General features: G+C 73.3%; 12 protein-coding genes. 4 read left to right on the top strand and 8 right to left on the bottom strand.

Annotated elements, in window-relative coordinates:
- Positions 1–83: 83 nt before the first annotated feature.
- The 5 genes from OG990_RS26880 to eccB all read right to left on the bottom strand — a co-directional run bounded on the left by OG990_RS26880 (position 84) and on the right by eccB (position 4946).
- Positions 84–881, bottom strand: a complete 798-nt coding sequence (locus OG990_RS26880) for a hypothetical protein (RefSeq protein ID WP_406077558.1) — start codon at positions 879–881, stop codon at positions 84–86.
- Between the two features lie 264 nt (positions 882–1145).
- Entirely contained in the window at positions 1146–1502 is a 357-nt protein-coding gene (locus OG990_RS26875) for a hypothetical protein (protein WP_406077557.1), read from the bottom strand.
- A 204-nt stretch (positions 1503–1706) separates the two neighbouring features.
- Positions 1707–2969, bottom strand: coding sequence for a WXG100 family type VII secretion target (locus OG990_RS26870; RefSeq protein ID WP_406077556.1), 1263 nt, complete (start codon positions 2967–2969; stop codon positions 1707–1709).
- Positions 2962–3330, bottom strand: a complete 369-nt coding sequence (locus OG990_RS26865) for a hypothetical protein (protein WP_406077555.1) — start codon at positions 3328–3330, stop codon at positions 2962–2964. Before OG990_RS26865 ends, OG990_RS26870 begins: the two co-directional genes overlap by 8 nt.
- Before the next feature lie 89 nt (positions 3331–3419).
- Positions 3420–4946, bottom strand: a complete 1527-nt coding sequence (gene eccB / locus OG990_RS26860) for a type VII secretion protein EccB (RefSeq protein ID WP_406077554.1) — start codon at positions 4944–4946, stop codon at positions 3420–3422.
- A 159-nt stretch (positions 4947–5105) separates the two neighbouring features.
- On the opposite strand from eccB, the gene OG990_RS26855 reads away from it, so the two are divergent.
- On the top strand, positions 5106–6293 hold the full coding sequence (locus tag OG990_RS26855; RefSeq protein ID WP_355602072.1) for a type VII secretion protein EccE: 1188 nt from the start codon (positions 5106–5108) through the stop codon (positions 6291–6293).
- 59 nt (positions 6294–6352) lie between these two features.
- Here the strand turns inward: OG990_RS26855 and eccD are convergent, their stop codons facing one another.
- A complete protein-coding gene (gene eccD, locus OG990_RS26850) occupies positions 6353–7750 on the bottom strand; it encodes a type VII secretion integral membrane protein EccD (RefSeq protein WP_355602074.1) in 1398 nt (465 codons plus the stop codon).
- Positions 7751–7916: 166 nt separating this feature from the next.
- Here eccD and eccCa point away from each other — a divergent pair, with 166 nt between their 5' ends.
- The 3 genes from eccCa (at position 7917) to OG990_RS26835 (ending at position 12767) form a co-directional block, all read left to right on the top strand.
- Positions 7917–11882 (top strand): type VII secretion protein EccCa, encoded by a 3966-nt coding sequence (eccCa, locus tag OG990_RS26845; protein WP_386985501.1) that lies wholly within the window; start codon positions 7917–7919, stop codon positions 11880–11882.
- Positions 11883–12153: 271 nt separating this feature from the next.
- Positions 12154–12462 (top strand): WXG100 family type VII secretion target, encoded by a 309-nt coding sequence (locus tag OG990_RS26840; protein WP_234590029.1) that lies wholly within the window; start codon positions 12154–12156, stop codon positions 12460–12462.
- Positions 12463–12488: 26 nt separating this feature from the next.
- Positions 12489–12767 carry a WXG100 family type VII secretion target gene (locus tag OG990_RS26835; RefSeq protein WP_328422947.1) on the top strand — a complete coding sequence of 93 codons (279 nt, stop codon included), beginning with the start codon at positions 12489–12491 and terminating at the stop codon, positions 12765–12767.
- Positions 12768–12839: 72 nt separating this feature from the next.
- On the opposite strand, the gene mycP is transcribed toward OG990_RS26835, so the two are convergent.
- Together mycP and OG990_RS26825 are read right to left on the bottom strand one after the other, a co-directional pair.
- Entirely contained in the window at positions 12840–14081 is a 1242-nt protein-coding gene (mycP, locus tag OG990_RS26830) for a type VII secretion-associated serine protease mycosin (RefSeq protein WP_328422949.1), read from the bottom strand.
- 51 nt (positions 14082–14132) lie between these two features.
- Entirely contained in the window at positions 14133–14468 is a 336-nt protein-coding gene (locus OG990_RS26825) for a MarR family winged helix-turn-helix transcriptional regulator (protein WP_355602082.1), read from the bottom strand.
- Positions 14469–14640 lie beyond the last annotated feature (172 nt).

The following is a 14640-nucleotide window of genomic DNA, read 5'->3' as shown; positions in this document are numbered from 1 at the left end:
CACGGCCGCCCCGGCCCGGTGACGGGACCGGCCCGCTACGCACGGGCGTGGGGCCGGCGGGCAGCACCAGCGCATCCCAGCGGTCAGAACGCGGGTACCGCCGCGCGTCCGCGGGCGACCACGGCGTCTTCCCGGGTCTGCTCGACCGGCGGCCGGACGACCTCGCTCAGCGGCAACGCCGAAGCCGACTCCGCCACCCGCCGTCCGGTGGCCTCGTGGGCCTCCTCGCGCAGGCTGCGGGCCGCCACCACAGCCGACTCCGCGGCCCGCCAGGCGGCCTGCTCCCGCTCCACGGCGGCAGTGTGTCGGGCCGCCAGGTTGTCCCGGATCGCCCGCTGCAACACCAGCTCCTGCTCGACCGGATGCAACCGCGGGTCCCACCCGTCGCGGTGCCCGAAGACGTCACTGAGCTGCTCCACCGACAGTTCCCGCCGCCAGTACGCGTCCAGTGCGGCCCGGTGCAGGTAGCGCTCGCGGTCGACGTACTCGGACGGGGTCCGGGCCGTGTGCGGCAGCGGCATCGCGGCTGCGGCGCCGAACCGTCGGACGGCCGCCTCGGCCGCCTCGTACGCCTGCCAGGCGGCCTCGACGGTCTCCTGCGCGGCCACCCACTCCGTCCGGCGGCGTTGGGCGGTGGTGGTGGCCCGCTCGGCGGCCACCGTCACCTCCTGCGCGTAGCGGCTCTGCTCCCGTTCCTCGTGGGCCTGTTCGAGTTGGCTGGGCATGGCCGCGCGACGGATCCGGGAGCCCGGGTCGAGGCGGAACTTGCCGGGCCGCAGCAGCAGGGCGGCGACAGCGACCACGACCACCCCGAGCAGGCTCAGCCAGATGGCGGCGGCCCGGGGCACGTCGGGCAGGAAGGCGGAGAGGACGGTCTGCATGATCAGCACCTCGCGGTCGAACGACGGGTATCGACGGGTGGCGGCGGACGGGTGTTCCGGCAACACGGGCCGGGGCGGGTTGGCCGTCGGGGCGGAGTGAGCCGCCGGGCCCCGGGGCGGTACCGCTGTGCGGCGGCTGCCGGGCTGGTCACCGTTTGGTGATCTCCGGCCGGCGTGGTCACGCGGACGGCGACGACTCCGGCACCCGGACCGGTGACCCGGCACCGGACCGGGTCGGTCGGGGGCGCCGGTGGCCGGCCAGGATCAGCGGGTGGGCGGGCCGCGTCGGGACGGGGTGCCGTAGCCGGGCTCGACGGTCACCGGGTGCTCCGCGGCGGTGACCGGACCGGTCGCCACGGCGGCGACGACCGTGCTGACCGGCCGAGGTGCGGCCGGCTGGCTCGCCCGCTCGGTGGCGGCGACGGCGTCGGGTCGGAGCGTGTCCACCCGACTGCTCACGGCGCTGGGCCGCAGCTGCGTCGGGGCGGGGGGTGGCGTCGCGCCGAGCGCGCCGCCGAGGCCGACCGCGAGCACCAACGCGGTGACCGCCAGCCGGGTCAGCTCACGCAGTGACCGCAGCACGGCCCGCCGGGCTGGGCGGACGAGCGCTGCGGAGGACACCCGACCAACCTAACCCCCGACCCGCCGGGTCGCAGCTCGGCAACGGCTCATTCGGGCGTGACCACCGCCACGATGCGCACTGTGGACGGACAGGCCATCCACCTTCCCGACATGACGATGGCCCCAGCCGGATCGGGTCCGGCCGGGGCCACCGCGGCACGTTCGGGCGCCGCCGACGCTGTCGGGCATCGGCGGCGGATCGGGTCAGCCGGAGGTGCCGAGCACCGGCGGCGGAGCGTCCCCGTGGTCTCCCCACACCATCTCGTCCTCGGTCAGCCAGGTCAGCCGGTCGTCGGACTCGTCGTCCTCCGGCCGGCCGTGCCCGCCAAGCACCCCGGGGCGTTTCGCGCCGCTGCCGGCCGCCGCTCGGCCGGCAGTCTCGCCGCGCCGCCCGTCAATGCTGCGACCCACCCCGGTGGCGGGGCGGTTGTCGGGTGCAGCCGGGCCAGCGGCCGGCCGGACCGAGGCGGTGGGCGTGCTGCTCGAACCGGCGAGGGCAGCGGTGCGAAGCACCCCGCCGGCCGGAGCCCCGCCGTGCCCTCCGAAGAGCAGGCCTGACCCAGCGCCGGCGCTGGCGGTCACGGTGGTCGGCCCGGACAGGCCGGCGGTCCCGCCGGCGGGCGGCGCTCCGCCGAGCACCGGCTCCGCGCCGGCCAGGGAGGTGCCGCCTTCGGTGGCGGAGTCGCTGCCCGGACCGGTGACGACTGCTGGCGCGCCGCCGGTGCCCACGCCGTCCTGGCCAGTGCCTGGCCCGACGCCGACGACCTGTGGCTGGCCCACACGGTCGGGCGTCGTGATGGTCGCGTCGCCGGTGTGTGCCGTGTGCTTGGTGGCGAGGGGCGCGGCGCTCGGCGTGTCGGTGCCCGGAACGCTGCGTGGCGTCGTCGAGTCCTCGCGGACCGTCTTCGGCGTCTCGGGGTCGGGAGGCGGCGGGTCGACCACCCGGTCATAGGCGGAGAGGTCGTAGCCGGCTGCCAGCTCGGCCACCACGTTCACCATCCGCTGATGGGCCTTCTCCTGCTCTGCCTTGTCCTGCTGGTGACCCAGAATGCCCCCGACCACCGCGCCGGGCAGGCCGAACGTGGCGCCGCCCCGGAGGGCGCCGGAGATCGTCTGGTCGTTGTCGTCGGTCTCTTCCGGGCTCTCCGCCTGCTTGTGCGCGGTGCGCAGCTGGCCGGCCATCATGGTCAGCCCCTGCTGGACGCCGGCCATCCCCTCGCCCAGCGCCTCGGTGTGGGCGACGATCATCATCAGCCGTCGCTGGAACTCGAGACCTGCCGAGCCCGTCCAGGTGTTGCCGAGCTTTTCGAGGTCGCCGCTCAGCTCCCGGCCGAGACCGTCCAGGATGCCTTTGAGGGCGGACCACTGGGCGGCCACACCCTCGATCTGCTCGGGCTTGCCGGCCATCACGGCGTCGTACAGCTGCTGGTGGCTGTTGCCCTGGTAGCGCTGGGTGTACTCAGACACGCCCGTCCTCCTTCGGCCCCAACGCCCGGTCGACCCCGGTCAGCGCGGCGGTGATGTCGGTGGCGTTGGCCGCGTTGCGCGCCTCGGCGGTGCGGTAGTTGGTCAGGATCGTGCTGGTCGCCTGCTGTGCCGCCTGCACCGCCTGCCGGAGCCGCTCGGCCTGCACCACGTAGGACTGGTGGACATCGCTGTAGCGCCTCGCGTTGTCGGTGGCGTCGGTGAACGAGCCCAACGCCGGAGGGCGGCACTGCATCTCGGTGTTGAGCTTTCGCAGCACCGAATCGGCCTGGCTCAGCCGAGCCGCCAGGTGCAGGTGGAAGTCCTCAAGGGACAGCAGGTCGACTTCCGTACGCCCGGTCATGGCAAACATCCCCGTCGTTCTGGTTGACAACCGTCAGCAGCTCTCAGGTTAGTCCACCAGTGCGACGCGGGGCGACCCGTCCGGGCCGCTCAGTCGTCGGCTCCAGTCGATGCCGCGGGCACCCCGCCACCCGCCCCACCGCTCGCCGGCGTGCCGCTGGGCGAGGCGGGCGGCGTCGACTCCGGTGCTGGCGCGGCCGACGACGGACCACCGGGCGAAAAGAAGGCCGACGCGTCCGCCCGGTTGAGGTTCGGCCCGGTCGGGATCAACGAGAGCAGCGAGCCGGGCACCGCCAGCGGGGTGACCCCGCTGTAGCCGAGGACGGCCGGCGTCTCAGCCGACCCGAGCGGGTACCGGACGCCCTGCGGACTGATCAGGTAGATCGTCGACCCGGCGGCGACGGAACCACTGGTCCCGGCGCCGGGCGCGGCCTGGGCGAGCACGCCCTTGCCGCCGGGCAGCAGCACCGCCTCGGCCGTGCGCACCGAGTCCCGGGCAGCCTGGCGTACCGGCACCGGGCCTGACGCGCTCGCGGTCAGCTCCGCCGGAGCACGGTCGAAGACCTCGACGGTGGTGGTCGGCGGGCCGCCCCCACTGCCCGCCCGGTACGTGGCGCAGAGCACGGTCTGCCCGGACCGGGCCGCGTACAGCGTGGGCAGCGTCAGGGGCAGGCCTTCCTCGTCCACCCGTTGCTGGGTCAGCAGCCGGCCGGCCTGATCCGGGGTGATGTCGGTGATCTGACCGCCGCCGCCGATCATCAAGAGCGCGGTGATCTCAGTAATTGAGACGAGACCTTCCCGAGTCAGCACGTAGTGCTGGCCGGCCGCCTTGAACACCTGACCGATGTTGGCCTGTCGATCGGCCACGGCAAGGCCGCTGCGCTCGCCCTCGCCAGGCAGCGACGGCTTACGCAGCGGGGGCCCGGCCGGTACGGCATTGAGCAGTTGCTGCCCGACCGGCAGCGGTGTCGTGCCGGTCATCTTCAGCGCCGCGATCGCCTGGTCGCCGCCGAGCACCTGGAGCCGGGCGCCGCCGGTGAGCAGGTACCGCTGACCGTCCACGGTGACCAGTGCCGCGCGGTCACCCAGCGGCGTGCCGCCGGGCAGCGCACGGTCGATCACCACCCGGGTGCTGGAGCGGCGCGGGTCGGCCGGGTCGGGCACGTCGCAGACAGACCAGGGCAGACCGGTCAGCGACTTGCGGTCCGGCAACGCGTCCGGCGCGCCGACGATGCCGACGGTGCGGCCGCGCGGCCGGTCCCGCAGCGACGCCTGGGACATCGTCCGCACCGTCGGATCCGCCGTGTCCAGGATCAGCCGGGCGGACGTGTAGTTGAGCGTCGGGAGCAGCTTCCCCTCCACGAACACGTACGTCGCGCCGCTCTCCCGCTCGATGACCAGCGTGTTCTCTTCCAGTGGCGCGGTGTTCCCGGTCAACTGGCCGTACGCGCCGACCCCGCCGAGCACCACGGCGGCGGCGATGACACTGCCGAAGATCGCCATGCCGAGCCGTCGCATCGGCAGGTTGGTGGTCTCCGGATCGCCCGACAGCAACGCCGAGACGATCCGGCGGGTGACGAAGCGGTACGCCTGCACCTGATCGCGGCGGGTCCGCATGACTTACCTCCGGCGGGGTGGATCCGCGACGATCAGGTCGGAACGCCGTCGCGGGCTTCCCTACGATAAGGGGCCGACGGCGGGTCTTTGGGACCACCGCCCTTGGCCGACGCCGGAACGACCCGGCGCAGCCGTACCGTGCAGGAGGGACAGTCACCGATGACGCAGGTTCAGGCGCGACCCGCCCGAGTGGCCAAGAACCCGTCCGGCGTCCCGGCGCGGGCGACCCCGCCGGCCGATCGCCCCGGCCGGGGACGGGTCGGCCCGGTGCTGGTCGGGCAGCTCGTCGTGCTGGAGGTCTGCGCGGTCGCCGTCTGGGCCGCGGGGGCCGGGCCCAGCTGGTTGCTCGCCGCGGTGGGCACGGTGGCGGCGCTGGTCGTCCTGGCCGTGTTCGCGCGTCGGGGTGGCCGCTGGTGGTTCGAGGACCTGCTGCTGCGGCGGCGGCTGCGGCGTCGCCGCGAGCGTGCCGCGGCGACGCTGGCCGACGGTACGGCGGCGGACCCCCGGCTGGCCGCGCTCGCCCCCGAGCTGACCGTCATCGAGCTGACCGACCGGGGCACCCGGCTCGGCATCGGGCAGGACGCCCAGGGCTGGTTCGCCGCGGTCGCGCTGCAACCCGCCTCCGGCACGACGGTCGGTTCGATGGACGCGTCGGCGGTGGACCGGGCGCTGCGGGTGCTCACGGAATTCGCCGCGCCGGTGTCCCGGGCTCAGGTCGTCGCGCACACCCTGGTCTGGTACCCGGCGCCCGGTGCACCGCCGGCAGCGCACCGAACCGTCTGGGTGGCGCTGCGGCTCACCGTCCGCGACGCTCGGGTGGAGACGGTGAGCCGGGGCGGCGGGCTGCCCGGCGTACACCGGACGTTGGCTGCCGGAATTGGCAGATTGGGCAAAGCACTGACCGCCGCCGGGCTGGCCCACCGACCGCTGGGCCGCGACGAGCTGCGCGCGGCCGTGGTCTCGGCCGCAGGGCTGGACCTGGTGCCGGAGCCGCCAGCGGAGACCTGGCAGGGGCTGCGCGGCGGCGGCTGGACGCACCGCTGTCTGGCCCTGCGGGGCCGATCGGACGCACCGCTCGGCCCGTTGGTGGAAGCGATCACCGCGACCTCCGCGCCTTCGCATACGGTGGCCGCGGCGGTGTCGCCGGACGGGCGGGTGGCGGCGCCGCTGGTGCGCGTCGCGGCGATGGACAACCACGTCGAGGCGCTGGTCAAGGTCGTCCAGGACGTCGCGCAGCGGGCCGGCACCTCACCCCGACCGGTGGACGGGCAGCACGCCCCCGGCGTGTACGCCAGCGCACCGGTCGCATCGGCGCTGGGCGGCTTCTCCGGCCCACAACCCCGCTGACCGCCCGCCCGCTGACCGGCCGTTCGCCTGGCCGGTCAGTGGGCGGCGGAGCCCTCGGGTCAGGGCCGCAGGTTCACGATCCAGCCGTACAGGCCACAGACCCAGACGGCGAGCGGGACCAGCGAGATGATCAGCAGGATCTCCACGATGTCGAGCAACCGGCCCCAGACCGGGGAGATGCGCTTGCCGGCCACGGTCAGGCCGTAGATCAGGCTGACCACGGCGGCCAGCAGCAGCCCGCCGAGGATCAGGCCGAGCCGGACCGGCAGCGACCCGCCGGCGAAGGTGGCCGCGGCGGCCAGGCCCAGCCCGACGGTGCCGGCCAGCAGCACCGGGGTGCGCTGGGCGCGGCCCAGGAGCGGACGGGCCCGCAGCAGCGAGAGCAGGGCCAGCACCAGGCAGAACAGCACCGCCGGCAGCCGACCGTCCAGGGCCAGCACCAGTTGCGCGCCGAGCACCAGCAGCGACACCGTCCACAGCAGGCCGGTGAGGAACTGGTCGGCCCGCTCGCTGAGCTGGAGCACCTGGCGCCCGTCGACCGACTCGCTGTCGGTCTTCAGGTCCTCCGGACCGGTCGGGATCGACGGCACCGGCAGTCGGGCAAGCCGGTAGGCCAGCATCGGCAGCGCCGGCACCGCGCCGAACGCGACCGCCGCAATCACCGCGGCGGCGGCCGGCGCGTCGATGCCGAAGATCAGGCAGAGCACCGCGCCGAAACCGGTCGCCGCACCCACCCCGATCGCGCCGAAGAAGAGCGGGTAGCGGTCGCCGACGGCCAGCGCGGCCACCGCCCCGGCGACCACCACGGCGGTGGCCGCGAGCAGGACGTGCGGGCTGGCCAGGTCGGTCAGCGACCGGTCGCCGGCGAGCAGCAGCAGACCGCCGGTGCCGGCGTGCACCAGGCCGACAATGGCCAGCACCGCCCCGGTCCGGCTGTCACCCGCAGCCCGGGACAGCACCGCGGCGACGACCAGCAGCGCCACCGTGACGAGCAGGGCGGCCAGCGCGCCGGGCAGGTGTGGCGGACCCGCGAAGAGTGCGGCGAGCGCTCCGGCACCGAGCGCGGCCGCCGCGAAGAGCACCGCGAAGGACCGGGTCGAGCCGGCCTGCCAGGCGCCGGGGCGCTGGTTGGTCGCGGTGGCGACCGCGTCCACCACGTCGTCAAAGACGATCTCCGGCGCGGCGGCGGACCGGGGGTTGAAATACAACACCTCACCGTCGCGCACGCCGAGCTGCGCGGCGGTACGTCCGCCATCCAGGGGGGCACCGCCCAATCGGGACAGTGCCCAGCCGCCGTGCCGCACGCCGTCGTCGGCCAGGTCCTCCCCGGCGTAGCGCAGCAGGGTGGGCAGCAGGTCCGCCATCGGCACGTCCGACGGTAGGGCCAGGTCCATTCGGGTACGGGGTGCCACGATGGTGATCCGGCTCAGACCACCGGTCGCCGTCTTCGTCGCCACAGTGGCCTCCAGGTGTCCGTCTACGATCAGCTGGCCGGGGTGCCGCGGTGCGGGTCCACCGCGCCCACGGGAGATTACCTACGATGGCGGGCACGTACGATGCCCACCCGCGGACTTTGGTTCGCGACTGCACGTCATCAGGGCCGCTTCTGGGGAGGAGACAGCCGTGAGCACGGTCGTGTTCCGCCGGCTCCCGCGTCAGCCGGGGCCTGCCTTGCCGCGCGGTGAGGTGCTACTGGAGTCACCTCCTGAGCTGCCCGAGCCCACGCCCCGCGGGATGGGGCAGGTGCTCATGATCCTGCCGATGTTCTGTGGCGTCGGCGCGATGGCCTTCCTCTACGCCGGCCGGGGCGGCGGCATGATGACGTACGTCGCCGGTGGCCTGTTCGGCGTCTCGATGCTCGGGATGGCGATCGGCTCGCTGAGCAACAGCGGCGGCAAGGACAAGGCCGAGGTGAACGCCGAACGCCGCGACTACATGCGCTACCTGGCCCAGATGCGCAAGCGCACCCGGCGCGCGGCGGAGCAGCAGCGGGCGGCGATGGCCTGGCGTCACCCGGAGCCCGACGCGCTCTGGTCGATCGCCGCGTCCCGGCGGCTCTGGGAGCGACGGATCACCGAGGACGACTTCGGCGAGACCCGGATCGCGCTCGGCCCGCAGCGGCTGGCGGTGGAGATCGTTCCGCCGGAGACGAAGCCGGTCGAGGACCTGGAGCCGATGAGCGCCATCGCGTTGCGCCGGTTCGTCCGCGCCCACTCCACCGTGCCCGACCTGCCGACCGCGCTGTCGGTGCGCGCGTTCAGTCGGGTGGTGCTGCGCGGCGACCGGGAGCCCGTGCTCGACCTGACCCGGGCGGCACTGGGCCAGCTGGCCACGTTCCACGCCCCGGAGGACCTGGTGATCGCGGTGGTCGCCGCGCCCGACCGGCAGTCGGCCTGGGGCTGGGTGAAGTGGCTGCCGCACGCCCACCACAGTGGACGTACGGACGCCGCCGGCGCCCGCCGGCTGGTCTTCGCCAGCCTGGCCGAGGCCGAGGCGGCGCTCGCCGGGGAGCTGGCCGGGCGGCCCCGGTTCGCGCCCGAGGCCAAGCCGCTCACGACCGCGCAGCACCTGGTCTTGGTGATCGACGGCGGCGAGGTCTCACCGACCTGCCAGCTGGTGGGTCAGGGCCTGCTCGGCGCCACCATGATCGACCTCTCCGGAACGGTGCCGCGCGACGCCGGCCGCTGGCTGCTCTGCCTCGACGTGGGCGACGGAAGCACGCTCGACCTGGTCCGGGGCAGCACGTCCTCGCAGCTCGGCCGACCGGACCGGCTCAGCGCCGAGGCCGCCGAGGGGCTGGCCCGGCAGATCGCCCCCTTCCGGCTCTCCCAGCAGCAGACCAGCAACGAGGAGCCGCTGGCTCGCAGCACGGAGCTACCGGACCTGCTCGGCGTCGGCGACGCCGCGGCGGTGGACGTCCACCAGACCTGGCGCCCGCGCGGTCACCGGGACCGGCTGCGCATCCCGCTCGGCGTCGGCCCGGACGGCAACGTGGTCGAGCTCGACTTCAAGGAGTCGGCGCACGAGGGCATGGGCCCGCACGGCCTGGTGATCGGTGCGACCGGGTCCGGCAAGAGCGAGTTGCTCCGTACGGTGGTGGCCGCACTGGCGGTGACCCACTCGTCGGAGGAGCTGAACTTCGTCCTGGTGGACTTCAAGGGTGGCGCGACGTTCGCCTCCCTGGAGGCGCTGCCACACACCAGCGCCGTGATCACCAACCTGGCCGACGAGCTGCCGTTGGTCGACCGGATGCGCGACGCGCTCGCGGGCGAGATGGTGCGTCGGCAGGAGTTGCTGCGGGCGGCCGGCAACTACGTCTCCCGCTTCGAGTACGAGAAGGCCCGGGCGGCCGGCGAACCGCTGGCGCCGATGCCCAGCCTGCTGATCATCTGCGACGAGTTCAGTGAGCTGCTCGCCGCCAAGCCCGACTTCATCGACCTGTTCGTGATGATCGGCCGGCTCGGCCGGTCGCTCGGCGTGCACCTGCTGCTGGCCAGCCAGCGGCTGGAAGAGGGCAAGCTGCGCGGCCTGGACACGCACCTGTCGTACCGGATCGGTCTGCGTACCTTCTCCGCCGTGGAGAGCCGGATCGTGCTCGGCGTGCCGGACGCGTACGAGCTGCCGAACGCGCCGGGCCACGGCTATCTGAAGACCGACACCAGCACGATGCTGCGGTTCCGAGCGGCGTACGTGTCCGGGGCGTACCGGGCGCCGGGGCAGCAGGCATCCGCGTCGCAGGCCCTGGTGCAGCGCCGGATCGTGCCGTACGGCCTCGACTTCATACCGGCGCAGATCCCGCAGATGCCGGTGGACACCGCGCCGGAGCCGGAGCAGCCGGCCGACGGTAAGGCCGTCGCGATGCTCGACGTGCTGATCGACCAGCTCAGGGGCCGGGGTCGTCCGGCGCACCAGGTGTGGCTGCCGCCGCTCGCCGACCCGCCGGGCCTGGGTGAGCTGCTCGGCCCGCTGGCCGTCGACCCGACGTACGGGCTGTGCACCGCGTCCTGGCCGGGCCGAGGGCGGCTGACCGTGCCGGTCGGCGTGGTGGACCGGCCGTACGAGCAGCGCCGTGACCCGATGATGGTCGAGCTCGCCGGGGCCGGCGGGAACGTGGTCATCGTCGGCCGTTCACTCAGCGGCAAGAGCACCATGCTGCGCTCGCTGCTCGCCTCGCTGTCGCTCACCCACACGCCGCGCGAGGTGCAGTTCTTCTGCCTGGACTTCGGCGGTGGCGCGCTGCGCAGCCTGGAGCGGCTGCCGCACATGGCCGGGGTGGCCGGCCGGCGGGACGTCGAGGCGGTGCGCCGTACGGTGGCCGAGGTGGTCGCCGTCCTGGACGAGCGGGAGGCGCGCTTCGCCCAGCACGGCATCGACTCGGTGGCCAGCTACCGCCGTCGTCGGGCCGCCGGCGAGTTCGCCGACGACCCGTTCGGCGACGTGTTCCTGGTGGTGGACGGGTGGAACACGCTGCGCCAGGAGTACGAGGAGCTGGAGCAGACCATCACCACGCTGGCCAACCGGGGCCTCGGCTTCGGCGTGCACGTGGTGCTGACGGCGGTGCGCTGGGCGGAGATCCGGATCAACATGCGGGATCTGCTCGGCACCAAGCTGGAGCTGCGCCTGGGTGACGCGTCCGAGTCCGAGATCGACCGTCGCTCGGCGATGAATGTGCCGGAGAAGGCGCCCGGTCGCGGCCTGACCCGCGACAAGCTGCACTTCCTCACTGCGGTCTCGCGGATCGACGGCCGCCGGGACATCGACGATCTGAGCGAGGCGTCGATCGCTCTGGCCGGGCACGTGGCGGCCAACTGGCCGGGCCGGCCGGCGCCGAAGGTGCGGCTGCTGCCGCGCAAGCTGCCGGTGGCCGAGCTGGCCCGGATCATCGACCGGTCGGCGCCCGGCCTGCCGATCGGCGTGAACGAGTCGGCGCTGGCACCGGTCTACCTGGACCTGGCGAACGAGCCGCACCTGACGGTCTTCGGCGATGCCGAGTGCGGCAAGACCAACCTGCTGCGACTGATCGCCCGGGGCATCACCGACCGGTACACGCCCGCCCAGGCCCGGCTGGTGATCGCCGACTACCGGCGCGGGCTGCTGGGCGCGGTGGAGGGCGATCACCTGCTGGACTACGCCCCGTCCAACCAGGCGTTCGCCCAGGGGTTGGGCTCGATCCGCAGTGCGCTGACCAACCGGTTGCCCGGCCCGGACGTGACCACCGCCCAGTTGCGCGACCGCAGCTGGTGGAAGGGCCCGGACCTGTACATCCTGGTGGACGACTACGACCTGGTGGCCTCGGGTGGCAGCAACCCGCTCAGCGCCCTGCTGGAGCTGCTGCCGCAGGCCCGCGACATCGGCCTGCACCTGGTCATCACGCGGCGGGTCGGCGGGGTGTCCCGGGCGCTCTACGAGCCTGTGCTGCAGAGGCTGCGTGAGCTGGATTCGCCCGGCCTGCTGATGTCCGGCAGCCGGGAGGAGGGTGCGGTCTTCGGCGCGTTGCGGCCGAGCCCGCAGCCGCCCGGCCGGGGCACGCTGGTGCGCCGCCGCGACGGCCAGCAGCTGATCCAGACCGCCTGGTCGGAGCCGTCGTGACGAGGCCGGGTCAGGCCACGTCGTTCCGTGCGTCAGGATCGATCGGCGCGTCGCTCCAGTGGTGAGTTTGGTGATGAATTTTCGGTCGCATTCCCGATCCACCTGACCCGATTCACCAGTATCCATGGAACGCGGCCGGTCAGGGCTGCGCGGGCTGGACAGGTTCCGCTACGGTCTCTACTGGAGTGTCCGTCGGTGGGGTGTTGCTACCTTGCCGCGGGGGAGGGGTGCGGCAAAGCCGCCGCCACAACAAGACGGAAGGGTGTGAAGCATGGCGTTCGAGGTCGAAGCTGCGACTCTGCATACTGCCGCGAGTGACGTGCGGTCCACGCGCAGCGAGGTCGACGGCGAGCTGAAGAAGCTGTGGAACGTAGTCGACGACCTGGCCATGGCGTGGAAGGGTCAGGCGTCCACGGGCTTCCAGTCGTTGATGACGCGCTGGAACGAGGACACCGTCAATCTGCTGACGGCGATGGACAACATCGCTGACCTGCTCGACAAGTCGGGTACGACGCACCAGGTCAACGACGAAGAGCAGCAGCAGATGCTGGACAAGTTCCACTCTGCTCTCAACCCGTGATCCCGTAGCCAGCAGAGGAGGAAACCATGGCTATCAAAGTTGACTACGCGGTCCTCGAGAGCAGCAACCAGCAGATGCAGGCCATCTCGAAGACTCTCGAAGAGAAGCTCGACACGCTGCGGCAGATGCTGAGCAAGCTCGAGTGGGACGGCCAGGACCGGGCTGCCTACGAGCAGCACCAGGCCAAGTGGGACTCGTCGGTCCGGGACATCAACCGGATCCTGAACGAGATCGGTGGTGCCGTTGGCATCGCCCGTGAGAACTACCTCACCACCGAGATGAGCAACTCGAAGGTGTGGGGCTGAGGCAAGCGCCGATGCGGCTCCGGTCCGGTTCCACCGGGCCGGAGCCGCATTGCGTTGTGCCGTCCGGCGCCGTCAGCCGGCGACCGGTGAGTCGGTGCGCCGGCCCGGGCGCCAGCCGCGTCGGCGGCCCCGGATCATGATCGGCCGGGCGGCCAGCAGTAGCACGGTGAGCAGACCGCCGGCCGCCGCCGCCCAGATCGCGGCGGTGCGCTGCCAGCCCAGCGGGTCGTCCGGGCGGGCGGGCGGCGGGAGCGCGCCAGCGGGCGGGTCCGTCCGGGTGCCCAGCAGGCTCGACAGCGCCCGGTACGGGTTGACGACGCCGTAGCCGACCTCCGCGTTGTGCCCGTCCGGCGGGTTGTCCGCCGTCCGTTCCAGCCGCTCGGCGATCTGCTGTGGACGGAGGTCCGGGTAGGCCGCCCGGACCAGCGCGGCCACACCCGAGACGTACGCGGCGGCGAAGCTGGTGCCGCCGGTCGGCTCGGCGCGGTAGCCGCTGCCGCCCGGTGCCGGGCCGACGATGTTCAACCCCGGGGCGGCGACGTCGACGTAGGTGCCGCTGACCGAGGTGCCCACGTGGCCGCCCTGCTCGTCCACACCGGCGACCGCGATCACCCCGGGGTACGCGGCCGGGTAGGCCGGCTTGTCCTCCTGCTGCTCCTGCCGGTTGCCGGCGGCGGCGACGAGCACGACACCCTTGGCGAGCGCGTTCTCGACGGCCTCCGCCAGCTCGGGGCGGGGCAGGGTCACCAGGGACAGGTTGATCACGTCGGCGCCGTTGTCGACCGCCCAGTCGATGGCCGCGGCGATCTGCCCGGGTAGCGCCTCGTCGTTGGTGCCCTTGGCGTCCGGCAGCACCCGGATCGGCAGGATGCGGGCGGCCGGTGCGATGCCGCTGAACGGGACGCCGGTGCCCTCCCGGCCGGCGATGATGCCGGCCACCATCGTGCCGTGCCCGACCAGGTCGCACTGGCCCTGGTTGGCCGGCAGGCTGTTGAAGTCGCGGCCCTCCATCACCTGGCCCTTGAGCAGTGGGTGAATGGCGGAGACCCCGGAGTCAATCACCGCCACGGTCACCCCGGCGCCCCGGGACAGCGGCCACGCCGAGGACGGCTCCAGTCGGCGCAGTGCCCACGGCATCTCCACCAGGCCGTCCTCGCCGGCGGGGCCGCAGGTGGGCGGTGCCGCGGCCGCTGGGGAGGGAGCCACCAGGGCGGCGCCGAGTAGGGCCGCCAGCGTTCCACTGAGGACCCCTCGGATGGCACGGCCGGTGTGGCGGGACGGATCGGTCGCGCTTGACGGCAGGCATTCGCGCACCCACAGAGATTACCGCTGTGCTCCCTCGGGCCGCGGCCCGAGGGACGGCGGTCAGGACGGGTGGGTGGCTGCTGCGGCGGGCGTCTCGGCGAAGAGCGCGAGCAGATCACCGACCTGACGGTCTGCTTCGGCGGGGTGCCGGAACCGGCCGGCCGGGTTGAGGGTGTACTCGTTGCGCCGGCCGACCCGGGTGCGGTGCAGGTAGCCGCCGGCCTCCAGGTCCGCGACGATCGCCTGTGCGGCCCGCTCGGTCACGCCGACCTCGGCCGCCACGTCGCGCAGCCGGGCGGTGGGGTCGCGGGCGATGGCCAGCAGGACGTGTCCGTGGTTGGTGAGGAACGTCCAGTTCCGGCCGCTGCCGGTGTCGCCCGCCGCCGTGCTCGCCATCGTGGGTCCGCCTCTCCGGTTGTCCGCCCTGGCCTCGGTGGCACCTCCGAAGGGCCGGCCCAGGGCCAACGTATGAAATCTAACTCACGCATATCTTGACGCATCTTGTGGTGCGTGTGACCGTGGAGCCCGGGCCAGCGCCCGCCGCAGGCCCGGCTGAAGAGCCATTTGA

This window comes from Micromonospora sp. NBC_00858, assembly GCF_045207365.1.
GTDB lineage: Bacteria > Actinomycetota > Actinomycetes > Mycobacteriales > Micromonosporaceae > Micromonospora.
This window is presented reverse-complemented; position numbering and strand designations above follow the sequence as displayed.